Origin of the sequence: Salinivibrio sp. AR647 (assembly GCF_001995415.1) — a bacterium.
Classification (GTDB): domain Bacteria; phylum Pseudomonadota; class Gammaproteobacteria; order Enterobacterales; family Vibrionaceae; genus Salinivibrio; species Salinivibrio costicola.
The window spans coordinates 25,676-43,534 of sequence record NZ_MUFE01000016.1; the positions used below are offsets into that span (position 1 = coordinate 25,676).

General features: G+C 51.2%; 17 protein-coding genes. 3 read left to right on the forward strand and 14 right to left on the reverse strand.

Features of this window, described 5'->3' with window-relative positions:
• Positions 1 to 75: 75 nt before the first annotated feature.
• The 6 genes from accC to BZG76_RS14680 form a co-directional block, all read right to left on the reverse strand.
• On the reverse strand, positions 76 to 1,419 hold the full coding sequence (gene accC / locus BZG76_RS14655; protein WP_077461890.1) for an acetyl-CoA carboxylase biotin carboxylase subunit: 1,344 nt from the start codon (positions 1,417 to 1,419) through the stop codon (positions 76 to 78).
• A 10-nt stretch (positions 1,420 to 1,429) separates the two neighbouring features.
• Positions 1,430 to 1,897, reverse strand: a complete 468-nt coding sequence (accB, locus tag BZG76_RS14660) for an acetyl-CoA carboxylase biotin carboxyl carrier protein (protein ID WP_077461891.1) — start codon at positions 1,895 to 1,897, stop codon at positions 1,430 to 1,432.
• A gap of 25 nt (positions 1,898 to 1,922) precedes the next feature.
• On the reverse strand, positions 1,923 to 2,378 hold the full coding sequence (gene aroQ / locus BZG76_RS14665; RefSeq protein ID WP_077461892.1) for a type II 3-dehydroquinate dehydratase: 456 nt from the start codon (positions 2,376 to 2,378) through the stop codon (positions 1,923 to 1,925).
• 271 nt (positions 2,379 to 2,649) lie between these two features.
• On the reverse strand, positions 2,650 to 4,599 hold the full coding sequence (gene acs, locus BZG76_RS14670; protein WP_077461893.1) for an acetate--CoA ligase: 1,950 nt from the start codon (positions 4,597 to 4,599) through the stop codon (positions 2,650 to 2,652).
• Positions 4,600 to 4,828: 229 nt separating this feature from the next.
• Positions 4,829 to 5,452: a 3'-5' exonuclease gene (locus BZG76_RS14675; RefSeq protein ID WP_077461894.1), complete on the reverse strand. Its 624-nt coding sequence runs from the start codon at positions 5,450 to 5,452 to the stop codon at positions 4,829 to 4,831.
• Position 5,453: 1 nt separating this feature from the next.
• A complete protein-coding gene (locus BZG76_RS14680; RefSeq protein WP_077461895.1) occupies positions 5,454 to 7,250 on the reverse strand; it encodes a DUF294 nucleotidyltransferase-like domain-containing protein in 1,797 nt (598 codons plus the stop codon).
• Between the two features lie 197 nt (positions 7,251 to 7,447).
• Here BZG76_RS14680 and BZG76_RS14685 point away from each other — a divergent pair, with 197 nt between their 5' ends.
• The 3 genes from BZG76_RS14685 to BZG76_RS14695 all read left to right on the forward strand — a co-directional run bounded on the left by BZG76_RS14685 (position 7,448) and on the right by BZG76_RS14695 (position 12,427).
• Complete coding sequence (locus BZG76_RS14685; protein WP_021024103.1) at positions 7,448 to 8,623, forward strand: 3-phenylpropionate MFS transporter; 1,176 nt, start codon at positions 7,448 to 7,450, stop codon at positions 8,621 to 8,623.
• Positions 8,624 to 8,753: 130 nt separating this feature from the next.
• Positions 8,754 to 12,203: a PAS domain-containing hybrid sensor histidine kinase/response regulator gene (locus BZG76_RS14690; protein ID WP_077461896.1), complete on the forward strand. Its 3,450-nt coding sequence runs from the start codon at positions 8,754 to 8,756 to the stop codon at positions 12,201 to 12,203.
• The gene (locus BZG76_RS14695) at positions 12,203 to 12,427 is read left to right on the forward strand and encodes a hypothetical protein (RefSeq protein WP_077461897.1); all 225 of its coding nucleotides are present in this window, start codon (positions 12,203 to 12,205) and stop codon (positions 12,425 to 12,427) included. The genes BZG76_RS14690 and BZG76_RS14695 overlap by 1 nt, the downstream gene beginning before the upstream one ends.
• A 58-nt stretch (positions 12,428 to 12,485) precedes the next feature.
• Here BZG76_RS14695 and BZG76_RS14700 read toward each other — a convergent pair whose 3' ends face one another.
• From BZG76_RS14700 to BZG76_RS14735, 8 genes are all read right to left on the reverse strand, one after another.
• Positions 12,486 to 12,998, reverse strand: a complete 513-nt coding sequence (locus BZG76_RS14700) for a hypothetical protein (protein ID WP_241824103.1) — start codon at positions 12,996 to 12,998, stop codon at positions 12,486 to 12,488.
• A 70-nt stretch (positions 12,999 to 13,068) separates the two neighbouring features.
• Positions 13,069 to 14,796: a sodium:solute symporter family protein gene (locus tag BZG76_RS14705; RefSeq protein ID WP_077461899.1), complete on the reverse strand. Its 1,728-nt coding sequence runs from the start codon at positions 14,794 to 14,796 to the stop codon at positions 13,069 to 13,071.
• A 12-nt stretch (positions 14,797 to 14,808) separates the two neighbouring features.
• Positions 14,809 to 15,075: a DUF4212 domain-containing protein gene (locus BZG76_RS14710; RefSeq protein WP_021024098.1), complete on the reverse strand. Its 267-nt coding sequence runs from the start codon at positions 15,073 to 15,075 to the stop codon at positions 14,809 to 14,811.
• Between the two features lie 180 nt (positions 15,076 to 15,255).
• Entirely contained in the window at positions 15,256 to 15,888 is a 633-nt protein-coding gene (locus BZG76_RS14715; RefSeq protein ID WP_077461900.1) for a MarC family protein, read from the reverse strand.
• A gap of 35 nt (positions 15,889 to 15,923) precedes the next feature.
• A complete protein-coding gene (locus tag BZG76_RS14720) occupies positions 15,924 to 16,556 on the reverse strand; it encodes a response regulator (protein ID WP_077461901.1) in 633 nt (210 codons plus the stop codon).
• 88 nt (positions 16,557 to 16,644) lie between these two features.
• Positions 16,645 to 17,160: a thioredoxin fold domain-containing protein gene (locus BZG76_RS14725; protein WP_077461902.1), complete on the reverse strand. Its 516-nt coding sequence runs from the start codon at positions 17,158 to 17,160 to the stop codon at positions 16,645 to 16,647.
• 133 nt (positions 17,161 to 17,293) lie between these two features.
• Complete coding sequence (gene ykgO / locus BZG76_RS14730) at positions 17,294 to 17,437, reverse strand: type B 50S ribosomal protein L36 (protein ID WP_077461903.1); 144 nt, start codon at positions 17,435 to 17,437, stop codon at positions 17,294 to 17,296.
• Entirely contained in the window at positions 17,434 to 17,703 is a 270-nt protein-coding gene (locus tag BZG76_RS14735) for a type B 50S ribosomal protein L31 (protein WP_077461904.1), read from the reverse strand. Before BZG76_RS14735 ends, ykgO begins: the two co-directional genes overlap by 4 nt.
• Positions 17,704 to 17,859: the final 156 nt, after the last annotated feature.

Consider the following 17,859-nt stretch of genomic DNA (forward strand, 5'->3'; position numbering starts at 1 on the left):
TGTGCATGCTGCAAACAAAAAGCGGCCTACAAATATGCAGGCCGCTTTGCGTCTATTTATCGTTCTACGCTCTGGTCATGACAAGCCGAGCTTCTTCTCGAGGTAATGAATGTTGGCACCACCGCGTTGGAAGTGCTCGTCATTCATAATGTCGATCTGGAGTGGGATATTGGTTTTTATGCCGTCGATCACCGTTTCAGCGAGCGCATTTCTCATGCGAGCAATCGCAACGTCGCGGTTTTCCCCATAACAAATAAGCTTGCCGACCATGGAGTCGTAATGGGGAGGCACGTGATAGCCCGTATAGACATGGGACTCCCAGCGTACACCCATGCCACCTGGCGAATGAAAGCGTTGGATTTGTCCCGGGCTGGGGATAAAGCGCTCTGGATCTTCGGCGTTGATCCGGCACTCGACCGCATGACCACGAATCTGAATATCGTCTTGCGTAAACGACAGCGGCTGACCGGCAGCGATACGTAGTTGCTCTTTAACCAAATCGATACCCGTGACCATTTCTGTCACAGGGTGCTCAACTTGAATACGTGTATTCATCTCGATAAAGAAGAACTCGCCGTTTTCATACAAAAATTCAAAGGTACCGGCGCCGCGATAGCCAATTTCAACACACGCGCGGCAGCAACGTTCACCAATAAACTTACGCATTTCTGCAGTGATCCCTGGTGCAGGGGCTTCTTCGACCACTTTTTGATGGCGGCGTTGCATTGAGCAATCGCGTTCACCGAGATGAATGGCACCACCTTGACCGTCTGCGAGTACCTGCACTTCAACATGACGTGGGTTTTCAAGGAATTTTTCCATGTAAACCATGTCGTTGCTGAACGCGGATTTTGCTTCAGAACGCGTCATGGCAATGGCGTCAATCAGTTCCGATTCGGCACGAACCACACGCATACCACGGCCACCGCCGCCGCCAGACGCTTTGATAATGACGGGATACCCGATACGCTTGGCGATCGCTTTGTTTTTTTCTTGATCGCTACCTAGAGGGCCATCTGAACCTGGCACACAGGGTACGCCCGCTTTTTTCATCGATTCGATGGCGGAGACTTTGTCCCCCATCAGACGAATGGTTTCTGCTCTTGGGCCAACAAACACAAACCCTGAGCGTTCGACTTGCTCGGCGAAATCGGCATTTTCTGATAAGAAGCCGTAGCCAGGATGAATGGCAACAGCACCGGTGATTTCAGCGGCACTGATAATGCGAGGAATGTTCAAGTAGCTTTGATTGCTTGGCGCGGGGCCAATACAGACGGTTTCGTCGGCTAACAAGACATGCTTAAGATCGCGATCTGCGGTGGAATGCACCGCCACGGTTTTAATGCCGAGCTCTTTACAAGCACGCAAAATCCGCWGTGCAATTTCACCACGGTTAGCAATTACAATTTTATCTAACATGCGCCCTCGCTTATTCGATGATCACGAGTGGTTCGTCGAATTCAATGGGCTGGCCGTCTTCACACAGAATCGCTTTCACCACCCCGCTCTTATCGGCTTGGATTTGGTTCATCATTTTCATGGCTTCAACGATACACAAGGCGTCGCCTTCTTTCACTTGGCTGCCGACTTCGACAAATGCTGCCGACTCTGGGCTCGGTGCACGGTAGAAGGTGCCAACCATGGGTGACAGAACCTGATGGCCAGTCGGTTTAGGTGCGCTTGCTGGCTCTGCGGCAGAAGCCTCGGGGGCAGGCGCGGGTGCTGGCGCAGCCGGTGCTGCGTATTGTGGTGCGTACTGTGGCGCAGCCATTTGGGCTGGCGCTGCGGGTGCTGAGCGACTGATTCGTACGGACTCTTCACCTTCGGCAATCTCGAGTTCGGAGATGCCCGACTCTTCGACAAGTTCGATCAGTTTTTTAATCTTGCGGATATCCATGATACGTCTCTTCTTATGTTTTGTTTTACTGGGCCGCAAACGCGAGGTGGCGTGCGGCAGCTGTTAAGGCGAATTCGTAACCATCAGCCCCTAGGCCACTGATCACGCCGACCGCTTTATCCGACAAATAGGAATGATGTCGGAAGGGTTCGCGGGCGTGAACATTAGATAAATGCACTTCAATAAAGGGAATGTTGACCCCGAGCAGTGCATCGCGCAATGCAACCGAGGTGTGCGTCAAAGCGGCTGGGTTAATAATAATAAAATCCACGCTTTCCATCGCTTGGTGGATTTTATCAATGAGGCTAGCTTCACTGTTGGATTGAAAGTGCTCAAGAGTCAATGCCAAACCTGTGGCTTGAGCCTCTAACGCGGCCATGATTTGCGCGAGGGTCTGAGAGCCATAGTGTTCAGGCTCACGGCGTCCGAGCAAGTTAAGGTTCGGGCCGTTTAAGACTAAAATGTGGTTTCTTGTCGGCATCTTGAGGCTTACTTCTCCTATTCGCTAACATCGTGTCAGCTTAGTGTGAATTCCTGCTGGTACGCATGCTGTGATGGTACGCCACATGCGATTTTATCCTTTGTGATAGCAATTATAGAGAATTCACCGCAAATCGCAGCAAAATACTGGTCTAATCAGCACACTTCGTCCTGTTGGTGTTGAAAAAATGCGCGCTAAAGCAGGTTTAGCGCGCAAGAATAAAAAAGCCGCCCGTGGGCGGCAAAGGTTGCTAAGCAATCTTTCGTTAGGGTTACACCACACTCTCTTTTTCTGCAATAAGCTTATCCACCACACTCGGGTCGGCAAGGGTAGACGTATCTCCCAAGCTTCCGGTTTCGCCTGTGGCAATTTTACGCAGAATTCGGCGCATGATTTTACCGGAACGTGTTTTAGGGAGCGCATCGGTCCAATGAATGAAATCTGGCGTGGCGATCGGTCCGATTTCTTTTCGCACCCATTCTTTCACTTCTTTATGCAGCTCGGCGCTTGGTACTTCACCGGCGTTGAGGGTGATATAGGCATAAATGGCTTGGCCTTTGATATCATGAGGTACCCCAACAATTGCGGCTTCGGCAATTTTATCGAATGCGACGAGCGCGGATTCGACTTCGGCGGTGCCCATTCGGTGCCCCGAGATATTGAGGACATCATCGACGCGCCCGGTGATCCAGTAATAGCCGTCTTCATCACGACGCGCCCCGTCACCGGTAAAGTACATGCCTTTAAAGGTGGAGAAGTAAGTTTGCTCGAAGCGGTCGTGATCGCCAAAGACGGTCCGCATCTGTCCTGGCCACGAGTCGAGCATGACGAGGTTACCCTCTGTCGCGCCATCAAGAAGGTTGCCCATGTTGTCGACCAGCGCTGGCTGAACACCAAAGAAAGGACGCGTTGCTGAGCCCGGTTTAAGTGGCGTGGCGCCAGGGAGGGGCGTAATCAAAATCCCGCCCGTCTCTGTTTGCCACCAAGTATCGACAATTGGACAGGCTTGATTACCGATGGTGCTGTGATACCACTCCCAGGCCTCGGGGTTAATAGGCTCGCCGACCGATCCCATGATCCGTAGCGAATTACGTTGGGTGCCGGCAACGGCTTCATTGCCTTTGGCCATCAGTGCGCGAATCGCGGTGGGGGCGGTGTAGAGGATATTGACCTGGTGCTTATCGACCACTTCACTCATTCGCGCCGTGGTCGGGTAGGTGGGGACACCTTCGAATAAAAGGGTTTTTGCCCCGTTCGCGAGCGGGCCATACACCAGATAGCTGTGACCGGTAATCCAGCCGACATCGGCCGTACACCAGAACACCTCGCCGTCTTGATAATCGAAAACATATTTAAAGGTCATTGCGGCGTAAACCAAGTATCCGCCTGTGGTGTGGAGAACGCCTTTGGGGGTGCCGGTGGAGCCGGAGGTGTAGAGAATGAAAAGGGGATCTTCAGCCTGCATTTCTTCTGCGGGGCAATCCACCGATGCGTTTTCCGTGACCTCATGCCACCAGACATCGCGGTGATGATGCCAATCAATGTCGCCACCTGTGCGCTGGTAGACCACCACTTTTTCGATTGATTTCACATCGGGGTGGGTTAGCGCTTCATCGACATTCTGCTTTAACGGGACGGCACGGCCACCGCGTACCCCTTCATCCGCAGTTACCACCACTTTCGCGTTCGAGTCAATGATGCGGCCTGCAAGCGCTTCAGGGGAGAAGCCACCGAATACGACGGTATGCACCGCCCCAATGCGCGCACAAGCGAGCATCGCGATGGCCGCTTCCATGACCATCGGCATATACAAGCAAACCACATCGCCTTTTTTAACCCCTTGCGCTTTTAGGGCGTTAGCAAAGCGACCCACGTGCTCGTAAAGGGCTTGGTAAGTCAGGGTCGCATCGTCGTTGGGATCATCGCCTTCCCAAATCAACGCGATTTGATCGCCTTTGTCTTTTAGGTGGCGATCAATACAGTTAGCCGCCACGTTGAGTGTGCCATCTTCAAACCAGCGAATATCGACATGCCCCGTATCAAAGGACGTGTGCTTGACGTTGCTGTAAGGTTTTATCCAATCAATTATCTGGCCTTGTTTTCGCCAAAACCCCTCAGGGTCGGTAATTGACTGCTGATAGAGAGCTTGATATTTGGCCTCATCAGCGTGTGCCTTTTGTGCAATTGAAGGCATGACGGGATATACGTGACTATCGCTCATCCTGTTTCTCCTCGTGTCCGCGATGCTCCGCGCGGCGCTTCCATGTCGTGAGATGTCAGGCGTTACCGCGGCCTGGCAAACGTAAACCATGCAGTAAAGGTGTGACAGATAAGGCTATCCGGCAATTAGACTTTAGGATGAGCCCCTTGATTTTTAAGTGGATTGTGGTGTTGTCGGGCCAGTTACTGGGCGCTGGATCGCACTTTTATTGCGATTCAAGGGCGCTGGATTACCGAGATTGAGGGATTGGCATCTCGCCTTGCGTCAGGCGAACATAAATCAGGGCCGCTGCTAAGGCATCGTCTAAAGCATCATGGCGAGCAGGAAGGGGAAGCTCTAGATGGCGACTGATCGCTTCCATGCTGATGTCATGATAAGCATTAGGGAGTAGGCGCTCTAATTTGCGTTGATAAATGTCGCTGACTTCAATCAGTGGGTTGGGCAGCGGGAAACCAAGATATTGACGGGCATAGCGATCCAAAATGCTTTTGTCGTAGCGGATATGGTAGCCAACCAAAGGATGATTACCGATGAAGTGGATCAGTGAGGTCATGGCCTGCTTGGCACTGACACCATGGACAAGATCTTGATGACGCAATTGATGAATGCGCACGGAGCCGGCGCTTAAACTTTCGGGTGCGGCAAGGGTGAGTGTCAGCGATTGACTGGTCAGAATACGGTTGCCTTTGATCGGTGTCGCCGCAATCGTGACTAACTCGGCATGAGCTGGGTCAAGGCTGGTGGTTTCACAATCCAGTGATATCAGGGTACGTTTATCTGGCGGTAAAAAGAGCGCGCGATAAGGAGAGTGGCGCAACCGATAGCGATACCAATAGCGAGCTAGCTGGTTCACGTTAATCCCTCACATGATAGTGGAATGCGAGGGATTGTTTAAACTTTTTCACCACGTGCAACCCGTGGCGCAACAGATCGCGTTCACTCGACGGTAAGTCGGCCACATCCAGACGGTTACTTTGCTGCTCACCACGAAGTTGTTGGCGTAGACGAAGACGAATAAACAGTTTTAGCGCCTCTGACAGGTTTTCTGCCGTCTCGTCGGCCAGTGTGCCTAACTGGGCCAGTTGCGCGAGCCTCTCAAAGGTATTGGTCTCGGTGATCCCTTTTTCTAAGCTCATGGTGCGAACACCGTGGACGATCGGGAAAATGCCGCCTTTTTTAATATCTAGCCCTTCTTTACTGCTTTTAAGCGAGCCAAACACGGTCAAAGGAACCCGGAAGGCCAGCGCGGGACGCACAAAGGTATTAAGCGCCAACATATTGTCACTTAACGCCTCGTGAAGTGGTGTTTGGATCGCATTAATCAAGCTGAGATCCCCAGCAATCGCTTGGCTATCGGCTAAGATGGCCAGATCCATCACGCTTTTTTCATTGGCACTTTGGACGAGGTTGCGCACGGTTTGTTGCCATTGCGAGGCGGTTTTTACCCATTTGGGGTTGCTGACCATCACATTGCCGGGACAGGGCGGGTAGCCCAGTTGATAAAGCGTGTGTGAAAAGGTCGCCATGACTTGCTGACAATCCGGCCAGTCCAGGTCATCGGCGAGAATAAGCGCATTATCCTGATCGGTTTTAAGTACTTGCTCGCCCCGTCCTTCTGAGCCCATCACCACCATGCAGCACTGGTTTTGATAGTTCTCGGGCACCAACAAGCGAAAGGCTTTTTCCATGATTTGTTCATTCACGGTAGCGATGAGTTGCATCACAAAGCGGGTATGGATGCCGTTATTAAATAGGGTATGCACCAGTTTGCTCTGGCTATTGGCGGCGATAACTAACTCATCAATGGTTTGGGCGCGCGCAATTTGCAAGTTGAGCACGTGTGAGTGGGTTGAAAATAGGCTCAGCACTTGCGGCAGGTCAAGCATCCCCGCGGTTTGCCCTTGCTGGTCGACCACACGCACACGCTTCACGCGCTGGCGCGTCATACTGATCATGGCGTGAAAAAGAAAGTCACCGCGCTCAACACTGACCACAGGGCGCGTGGCCACCTCGCCAACGTGGGCGGATTGATCATAGTCATCGAGTACCAAAGCGTGTAATAAGTTCGTCCGGGTAATAATCCCGCAGTCTCCATCATCAAACGTTACCAAAGCACAGTCACAGCGTTCGGCTTTCATTTGCGCGGTCGCGGCTTTTATCGTCAGCGTTGGGGAAATACATAACGCAGGTTGAATATTACTATCATCAATCCTGGTGAGCATAAATTCGGCGAGGTTTTGTTGCTGACGTGCCTGGACCATTAACGCTTGTCGGCGTTGTAAGTTGGTCTCAAAGTAATCGCGGAAGTCTTGATTACTATGGTATATCGCAAGAAACACCTCGGCCGGTAGTAGGTGACAAAGCGTATCTTCTAGGGCGCGGTATTGATGTTTGGCGGTGCCGTGCACGAGCGTGGGGACGTCAAATAAATCTTCAGACGTATAGTGAGAAAACACTTCTTGGCCGTCTTCTGAGACTTCTTCGACACTGCCTTTAATAATAATAAACAGCTGCTCACCCGTATCGCCTGCATGGATCAGGCTGTCACCACGCCGAAAATAGCCAACATCCAGCGCTTGTCGACATTGTTTGGCTTGTGCGGGCGTTAGGCAATCAAACGGTGGCTGCGAGGTGTCAAAAGGTTCAGGCATAATCGCACTCCTCACTATGATAGCCTCAGTGTGTCTTAGCCCTCGCGATCCTGCTAGCCGACTTTAGTCTAGCCAGTTACGACGGTTTCATCGACGAGATCAATGTTTTGCCATCAATAAGCGCCGCTTGTGTCTTTTTTTCCCGTCCTATTACTGCGACACTTAGCGCCGTATGTCTCTTAATATGAAGTAATGATATGGCATTAACCCAATGTTCCCCCTTTCGTTGGTTGTCAGAATATTTTGGCGGCTTCTTTTTTTCGTATGGCGTGTATTTGCCGTTTTGGGCGATATGGTTTGAGTCTCTAGGCCTTAATTCGGGCGTGATCGGGACCTTGATTGGGCTTGGTTTTGCTACCCGGTGTGTCGCCAACTTAGTGTTTACTCCGCGCGTGCAACAGGTTGAGGCTTTGTTGCCGGCTCTGCGGGCGTTGACCTTGATGGCGTTAGTGACCTGTGCCTTGCATCCTATGATGGGCGCCAATGTGTGGTGGCTGGCTTTCGTCACTGTGTTGTTTAATTTAGCCATTGGTCCAGCGGTGCCCTTGTCTGATGCGTTAGCGAACTATTACGCGCGTCATCGGTATATCGACTATGGTCGTACGCGTCTTTGGGGGTCGATTGCCTTTATTGTCGGTTCGAGCTTAACGGGCTGGTTGGTGACCGAGCAATCGGCGGCAATTATTCCTTGGGTGGCAATCGGTGGCTTATCGGCATGTTTACTGCTGACCTTGCGTCGTCCGACCATCATGCCGCAAAGCGAGCATGATATGACAGGCAGCAAAGTGTCGATGCGTCAGCTATTCCGTGATCGTCAGGTCATTGTATTTTTGCTGATCGCCTCTTTGTTGCAGGGCAGTCATGCCGCCTATTACAGCTTTAGTGCGATTTATTGGAAGCAGGCCGGTTACAGCGAGAGTATCGTCGGCTATTTATGGAGCTTGGGCGTCGTATCAGAAGTGGCCGTATTTGCTCTCGGCGCCCGGCTTTTTAGCGGTTGGTCGTCCAAGTCGCTATTCCAATTGGCTGCGTTAGGCGTATTGATCCGTTGGGGGATAACAGGCACCACCACCGCAGCCATTCCCGTTGTGTTGGTTCAGTTACTCCATGGCGTCACCTTTGCCGGTGCGCACTTGGGTGCCATGCAGTATATTCAGCGTGAATGCGGAACGCGGTTGGTCGCTGCACAAGCTGCTTATAACGCGTTGCCGATGGGCGCGGTGGTCGCGGCTCTTACTACTACAAGTGGGTGGATTTATGCGGTTTCGCCATCGGGAACCTTTTACGCAATGGCGCTGCTTGCGTTGCCTGTTTTTGTGCTCCCCTTGCGTGAGCCCGAATTTCGACGCGCCAAGCATGCCAGTGTGCAATAAACGGCTTACCGGCTTGCAATAAAGTTAGCTAGAGCGCCCACAAAGCCAGCATTGCATGATTGAGTGGGCGCCGTTGCCGTGGTACACCCAGCCAAAGGATTTGGCACATTATGGCGTCAGGAAGGGAGTCATGACACAAGGCTGGGTAATTGTCTCTGTTTCACTGCTCTATATGGGGGCATTATTTGCCATTGCCTGGTATGGCGATCGCCAGCCGCGCTGGCTTCACAAATGGCGGCCTTGGATTTATAGCCTTTCCATTGCCGTTTATTGCACCTCTTGGACCTTTTTTGGCACCGTCGGCCAAGCGTCCAGCTCTCCATGGTCCTTTTTGCCGATTTATCTGGCGCCGATGTTGGTGTTTACCCTAGGATGGCGCTTTCTCGCTCGTCTCATTCTGATTGCCAAACGCGAACATATCACTTCGATCGCTGACTTTATTGCGGCGCGATATGGCAAGTCTCAGGGACTGGCTGTGATGGTGACGCTGATCGCTGTGGTGGGGGTGCTCCCTTATATTGCGTTGCAACTACGCGGCATTGCCATGGGCCTTGACGTGCTCTCGCCGGAAATGGGGCGGAGTGTTGGCTTAGAACAAACGCAAATTGCGTGGTTGGTGTGTGTCGTTCTCGCCGTTTTTACGGTGTTATTTGGTACTCGACACATTGATAGCACCGAACATCATCGCGGTATGATGATGGCAGTGGCGTTTGAATCTGTCATTAAGCTGGTGGCTTTTCTCGGGGTTGGCGTGTTTGTTGTTGCGCTGTTATTCCAAGCGCCGACGTTGCCAATAACGCTTGAAGCATCAGGCGTTATCGGTGAGCCCGATGTCGGTAGTTTAATCATTCACACCTTTTTAACGGGCGCTGCGATTATTTGTCTGCCGCGCCAGTTTCATACCATGGTGGTGGAAAACACGCGTGCAAGCGATTTGAACATGGCACGTAAAGTCTTCCCAACCTATCTACTCCTGATGCTAATTTTTGTCCTTCCCATGGCTTATGCCGGGCAAGCGTTATTGCCCGGTACACCGGCGGATGCCTATGTGATCCGCTTGCCCTTATCTGTGGGCGCGGAAGGCATGGCATTACTGGCGTTTATGGGCGGTGCTTCGGCAGCCAGTGGCATGGTGATTGTTTCTACCATTGCGCTGGCCATTATGGTCTCCAATGATCTTGTTATGCCGCTGCTGTTACGGCGTATGAAAATGGCCTCTCGCAATTTCGCGCAATTTTCTGGTTTATTACTCAACGTCCGTCGCGCGCTGATTTTCTTGATTTTGATTGCCGCCTGGGGCTTCTATCATTTGATTTTAACCGTCCCAACCTTGTCAGAAATTGGCTTTCTGTCTTTTGCTGCCATCGCGCAATTTGCACCTGCCATGGTTGGCGCCTTGTATTGGCGGCAAGGAAATAAAAAAGGGGTGTACGCTGGGCTGACGGTCGGATTTTCGCTTTGGTTGGTGACCATGATGGTCCAAACCGGGATGCTGGCAGGGGATGGGCAATCCAATATGCTTATCTGGCTGATTACGCCACCATCATTACCTCCACTCGCCGGGCTTAATATTATTGATTGGGGGTTGGCCTTTAGCGTATTGATGAATGCCGCCAGCTTTATCCTTGTGTCTTTATTAACACGACCGTCACTGAGTGAGCGCTTGCAAGCCGCCGCATTTGTCGGCATGCCATTACCCGAAAACGATGGTGCGCGCTTGTATCAAAGCCGAGTCACGGTCGCAGAGCTTGAGATGCTGGCGTCACGCTTCGTGGGGCGTCGACGCATGCGCCAGGCTTTTAGCCAATTTGCTGAGCAGCGCGGTGAGGAGTTAATGCCACAGCAACAGGCCAGCGCCCCTTTAATTCGTCATACCGAGCGGGTGCTGGCGGGCGTGTTTGGATCGTCATCCGCTCGGCTGGTGCTGTCTTCTGCACTACAAGGACGAAATATGCAGCTGGAGGAAATTGCCACCATCGTGGATGAAGCCTCTGAGTTGTTTGATTTTTCTCGCGGTCTTTTGCAAGGCGCCATTGAGCATATCAATCAAGGGATATCGGTGGTGGATAAACAATTACGGCTAGTGGCGTGGAATCAGCGTTATATCGATATGTTCCAATTCCCACCTGGGCTTATTCAAGTCGGACGACCGGTCGCAGACCTAATCCGGTTCAATGCTCAGCGGGGATTGTGTGGGCCGGGCGATCCGGAGGATCATGTGAGCAAACGAGTGATGCACTTAACGCGGCGAAAGCCGCATACGTCCTCGCGTGTTCATCCCGACGGGCGCGTGATTGAATTGCAAGGTAATCCGATGCCGGGCGGGGGCTTTGTCATGACCTTTACCGATATCACCGCGTTCCGCGATGCCGAAGCCGCGCTCAAACAGTCAAACGAAACCTTGGAAGCGCGTGTGACTGAGCGAACCCAGGAATTGGAGCGCTTGAATAGCCGTTTAATCGACGCCACCCGTAAAGCGGAATCTGCCTCGCAGTCAAAAAGCCGTTTTTTAGCCGCAGTGAGTCACGACTTAATGCAACCGCTCAATGCGGCGCGCTTGTTTGCCTCATCACTGAGTGAAATGGCGGTCAACCGCGAAACAGGAACCGCCGCGCAGCATATCGAAAGTGCGCTCGAAAGCGCTGAGGTATTGATTGGAGACTTATTGGATATTTCTCGTCTTGAATCGGGCAAGATGAAAGCCCGGATTGAATCCTTTCCATTGAGTGAAGTCTTTGATGCGCTTGAAGCGGAATTTGGAGTGTTAGCACACCGACAAGGCCTCGATTTTCATGTCTGCCGCAGCCGGGCCATTGTGCGCTCGGATAAAACCCTCCTTAGGCGAGTATTGCAAAACTTCTTAACCAATGCCTTTCGCTACAACCCAGACGGACGGGTGTTATTGGGCGTGCGCCGTACCGGCCATGATTATCGAATCGAGGTTTGGGATGATGGGGATGGGATCCCGTTGGCTCGCCAGCAAGATATTTTTCAAGAGTTCACTCGGATTGAGCGCCAAGGTGCAGAGCAGGGGCTGGGACTGGGGTTGGCTATCGCGAAAGGCATTAGCCAAATCTTGTCTCAACCGTTGGGACTGCAGTCATGGCCAGGCAAGGGGACTGTTTTTTCCGTCACTGTTGATGGCAGTGATATCCGCCAAGTGAATGCTATTCCGAAAGGCGCCACACCAACGCTGCACAGCGCCCAGGTGTTGGAAGGGTGCCGAGTATTATGCGTTGATAATGAACAAGATATTTTGACCGGAATGACCCAGCTTTTATCACGTTGGGGCTGTGATGTGCGGTGCGCGCAAGATGTTGGCGAGGCAATGCAGCAAATCAGTGAACAATGGCAACCTGAATTTGTGCTGAGTGACTATCATTTAGCCAACCAACAAACGGGCCTACAAGTATTACAGCAATGCCAGCTAAAGTTGGGCGCTTGTTTTCATGGCGTAATGATCAGCGCTGACCGCAGTACTGAAACACAACAGGCGGTAACTGGGCTAGGCTTTACGTATCTGTCTAAGCCCGTGAAGCCGCTGAAGCTACGGACCCTATTACAACAGCGAGGAAAATAATGACGCCGTTTGCATTCGCGCGCCTTGAAACCGATATCGGTACCGTCAAGGTCGAAGGACGATTTGATCCTATTGATGGTCATATTGAAGTCGATGAACTTGCTCACTTGGATGGCGACGGATGGGCCGATGTGAACCACTGGCTTGCTGAACAAGCTTATGAACACAAAATCGCTGTGATTATTGCCGCGATTCGACCTGCCGTGATGTCGCTGAATAGCTAGTGGAGCCCTTCGCTGGGGCCATCATCGTATCATCAATTATGACGCATTTTGTCGTCGACTATGATGCGTCTTGGGCTTGCTGGTGTTCGGTGTAAAAGGTCTTGTGCTCGATAAACGTAGCAGGCGTTTGCGCAAAATAATGGCTACCCGCCATGCTCACTGCGACGCGGATTTGTGCATCATTACTCTTTGGTGCTGGCAGTGATACGAGCCAGTGGGTACCTTTATCACCGGTGGCTTGCATTGCTTGGGGCGAGGTCTGTGCCAGGCCAATACGAACACCTTCTAAAGGCAACTCACTGACTAGCTGCAACGTAAGCTGATTATCCTCGATCCCTTGTGACTCCAGTTTGAGTTTCATATCACCATTTTCGAGCTGACAAAATCCGCTGGTATAGCGACAGTTGGAGCGGACAGCAAGCGGGTAGCTTTTCCCCGGTTGGGCCGCCTTGGGCGCTTCAGACACACTGGCATCGACCGCAAAATAGGCTATCACTGCGAGCACTGGCGCGACTAGCATCGCGATAACTACATGCTTGTTGGTTAATAAACGCGTTATCGTTGACATCATGCCTCTCCTTGGCTGGACATAATCGGTCGTTTAAAAGCCCCCGAAGGGGCTTGGATAGTTTAACACTGTATCAGTGTGATTGCGCATCACCCGCACCCGATGGCATGCGAACGTGTTCGACTAAGTCTTGCACCTCTTGCGGTGTTTCCTTCGTCATGCGTGACACAATGATAGCGACAACAAAGTTGCAGACTGCCCCGACTGCACCAAAGGCATTGGGTTCAATCCCTAAGATCCAGTTGCTGCCTAAGCCTTCTAAGTAGGTCCAATCAGCGACAAACAGAATCCCTTTATGTTGGAAGACATAGAACAGGGTGACACTGATCCCCGCTACCATACCCGCAATTGCGCCCTCTTTATTGATGGTTTTGGTGAAGATCCCCATCATCAGTACCGGGAATATCGATGACGCGGCCAAACCAAAGGCAAGTGCCACTGTCCCGGCCGCAAAGCCTGGTGGATTGAGCCCCAAGTATCCAGCGCCGGCAATCGCTAATGCCATGGATATCCGGCTCGCCATCAGCTCGCCTTTTTCACTGATATTCGGATTGACGACCCCTTTAATCAGATCATGAGATATCGCGGACGATATAGCCAATAATAACCCGGCTGCGGTCGATAAAGCGGCCGCCAGGCCACCGGCGGCAATCAAGGCGATCACCCAGTTAGGCAGTTTGGCGATTTCGGGGTTGGCCAGGACAATAATATCGCGGTCAACGCGTAATTCGTTGGTTGCCGGATCCGACGTGTACTGAATTTTTTGATCGCCGTTTTTATCATCAAAACCAAGTAGCCCGGTTTTTTCCCAGTTTTTGAACCAGTCTGGACGCTCGTCATAGACAAGATTGTCGCCATTAGGCAGATTCACAGTGTCCATTAAGTTCAAGCGCGCCATTGCCGCAACCGCAGGTGCTGAGGTGTACAAAATCGCGATAAAGAACAGCGCCCAACCCGCAGAAGCCCGAGCATCACGTACCTTAGGCACGGTAAAGAAACGGATAATGACGTGGGGTAAGCCAGCAGTACCAATCATCAGTGACATGGTGTAGGCAAACATATTGAGCGTACTGCCACGCACTGCGGTGGTGTACTCCACAAAGCCAAGTTCGGTGACCACCTGATCCAGTCGATCGAGCAGATACTGATCGGTGCCTGCCATGGTGCTACCGAGACCCAGTTGTGGGAACGGATTACCAGTCAAGTTAAGGGAAATAAAGATTGCGGGAATGGTGTAAGCTAAAATGAGTACGCAATATTGAGCAATTTGGGTATAAGTAATGCCTTTCATCCCGCCCATCACGGAATACATAAAGACGATCACCATACCGATTAATAGCCCGGTGGAGTAATCCACTTCTAAAAAGCGACCAAAAGCCACCCCAACCCCTTTCATCTGACCGATAACATACGTCACCGAGGCGATGATTAAGCAGATGACAGCGACGATACGTGCGGTTTTTGAATAAAAGCGCTCACCGACAAACTCTGGCACGGTAAATTTGCCAAACTTACGGAGATAAGGCGCGAGCAGCAATGCAAGAAGCACGAAGCCGCCAGTCCAACCCATTAAAAACACCGAACCGCCATAACCCATAAAGGCAATTAAACCGGCCATTGAAATAAAGGAAGCGGCTGACATCCAGTCTGCAGCGGTGGCCATCCCGTTTGCGATGGGGTTGACCCCGCCGCCCGCGACGTAAAACTCCTTGGTGGAGCCTGCGCGTGCCCAAATTGCAATCCCGATGTAGAGTGCGAATGTGAACCCGACAACAATATAAGTAATGGTTCTTAAATCCATGTGTTTATCCTCTTACTCGTCGTCAACACCGAACTCGCGATCGAGTTTGCGCATTTGTTTGGTATACACAAAAATGATGCCGAGGAAGGTATAAATCGATCCCTGCTGAGCAAACCAGAATCCTAATTTGTAGCCGCCAATTTGAATGGTATTGAGAGCATCAACGAATAAGATCCCGCAGCCAAATGAGACCACAAACCAGACAATCAGTAAGCTGATCATCAGTTTTACGTTTCTGTCCCAGTAGGCTTTTGCGTGTTCCTTGCTTTGAAACGCCATCGCCTTCTCCTTGTTTATTACGTTAATGGAATGTTACGTAATGACGATAGCAGGGGTTAGGCAAAGCGACATTGCAACTTTAGTCGAGCTTAGTTGTAGGCAATCGCAGGAAAAATCAGGTGTTTTGTGAGGTAGGTTGGGCTGGCTCCGTGTGAGCCAGCCAAGGCTTTCGCCAAAGGTCTAACTTAAGTGGTAAAACTTTTGGACCCCTTCGAGTAAATTAGCCACTGCCACCGAGGCGAGAATCAGCCCCATTACGCGACTGATAATAGAAGCGCCCACATTACCAATCACCTTGTGAATCACATTGGCCCCGAGGAGTAAAGCCAAGGTCGCGAGCAGAACTAAAAACATCACTCCCGCGGTGATCGCTTGTTCAGCAATGGCATAGCGGTTGTTATCGGTGAGCATCACAATGGCCATCATGGCGCCGGGGGAGGCAATGGAAGGCACAGCCAACGGATAAACGGCCGTTGCCGCTATCTCGGCTTTATCCACGTTTTCGCTCAGCATTTTGGCCTCTTGGCTGGGTTTGCCTTCGCCGAAAATCATGGTCAGAGCAAAAAGAAGGAGTACTAAACCGCCCGCGGCTTGAAATGCGGGCAGTGGAATTTGCATCGCTTCTAACAAAATCTGACCAATAATGAGAAAGAAAAGCAAAATAGCAAAGGAAATAGTGACGGCTTTAATCGCAACGCGGCGTTTTTGTTTCGCCGTCATATGGCTGGTTTGCGAGAGATAAATGGGCACGCTACCGACAGGATCGATCACGGCCCATAAGATCACGAATTGTGTAGCCAGAATACTTAGCATGGGCGCTCCATAATGGGGTCGAGGGCGCTAGCGTATCAAAGTTCTATATTGGATTGCTGCAATAAAATCACCGCTTGCGTACGATTTTTCACCCCAAGCTTGCGGAAAATAGCCGTCATATGCGCTTTGATGGTGGCTTCGGAAACGGCGAGATCGTAAGCGATTTGTTTATTGAGCAGACCGTCACAGAGCATCCGCAACACCTTATACTGCTGCGGTGTCAGCGCTGCGAGTTTGCTAGATAGGCTCTCGCTGTCATCCTCCTCGCCGAGATCATCAGGAAAACAAGGCGTTCCCTCGAGTACCTGGGTTAATGATTGTACCAAGGCGCGCATATCGCTGGACTTAGGGATAAAGCCAAACGCACCATGTGAATACACTTGACGGATCACATTGCGTTCTTCGCTGGCAGAGACGACGACAATGGGCAGGTTAGGATATTGGTTGCGCAGCTCAATCAGACCGGACATGCCGTTAGCGCCGGGCATTTTGAGGTCGAGTAAGACTAAATCGACGTCAGCATCTCGTGCGAGTATTTTATGCAAGCTATCTAAGCTATCTGCTTCCAACAGGTTGGCACCGCTTATCGCCATATGCACAGATTGAAATAAGGCATTTCGAAATAGTGGATGATCATCAGCAATAACGATGGTGTGTTGCGCTTCCATAATGCGGCTATCTTTCCCTTCAGTTTCTTTCAACCTATCACCCGATGCAGGGCTTATCAATTTTGTAACAAGAGAACTAAGAGATTGATCATTCCTTGCTTTTTACTGACGGCATAAGTGCATGTTCATTGAGGTGAGCGAGAAATGCCTCAGGAGGTAAAAAGCCGGTTATACGCGCCGCTTGATTTCGTTCCCCCGTTGGAAGCCAAAAATCGAGAGTCGGTAAGCCTGCCACCGCTTGGCTACGCATCAAGGCAAAATCTTCCGGACGGTTTTCACTCAGGTTCACTTTAATTCGGTGCATAGTACTAAGTGGCTTAGCCACTGCCGGATCAGTGAATGTCTTTTGCGCAAACTGTTTGCATGGAATGCACCAGTCGGCGTAATAGTCGACAAAGGCGACTTGTTGATTGGTAGCGGCTTTGGCAAGTTCAGCCTCAAGCGCGGCTTGGCTATTAACGGTCACAAACGTTGGCGCCGTGACGGTATGCGATGTTGTCGCAGGGACGGTAGCTTGTTGCGAGCGAACAATATAAAGCGCACTGGCGCCTAATGCGGCAACCAACAATCCAGCAGTCAATGCGACACGGCGACCCTGTCTCATATGTTTTCCTTTTCATGTTAATAGGATGAGTATACACACATACCATGACTTGCTTAGAAAAAGGAAATGACGGCATCAAGATGTTTGCCCGCATAGACGCACTGCCCCATCAGTGGCAGTGCGTCGCCGACGCTTAGGCGCGTTTTTTCGCGCGCCCTTGTACGGCTTTAAAACGCGGATTCGTTTTGCAAATGACAAACATGCGTCCGCGGCGACGGATAACCTGGCAATCAGGGTGACGCTGGCGGGCGCTTTTCAGTGAGTTCAATACCTTCATGACGACGCCTTTTGACTGCGACCAATTTGGCCAAACTTGCGCGCAAAGTTGGCGGCGCGCCCCTCTTTATTGGCAGCGCGTTGTTTACCTGTGTACACCGGATGTGAAGCGTTCGAGATATCCAACGGGTAGTAAGGATAGGTTTTGCCATCTTGCCACTCAATGGTGCGTGATGTTTGCAAGGTTGATCCGATTATAAAATAGGCGTCAACGCTGGTGTCATGAAAAACGACAGGGCGGTACTCGGGATGGATATTGGCTTGCATAATGACTCCTTATTAATTGTTATGATATAACATAACAATTAAAGACAGGAAAGAAAAGCCTGCCTAGTGTCTAGGTTAAAGATCTCAATTTCCGAACTTTTTGTTGTCAGTTCGCGAAAAGTGTTACTTTTTCTTACTTGAATCAACATACGCGTT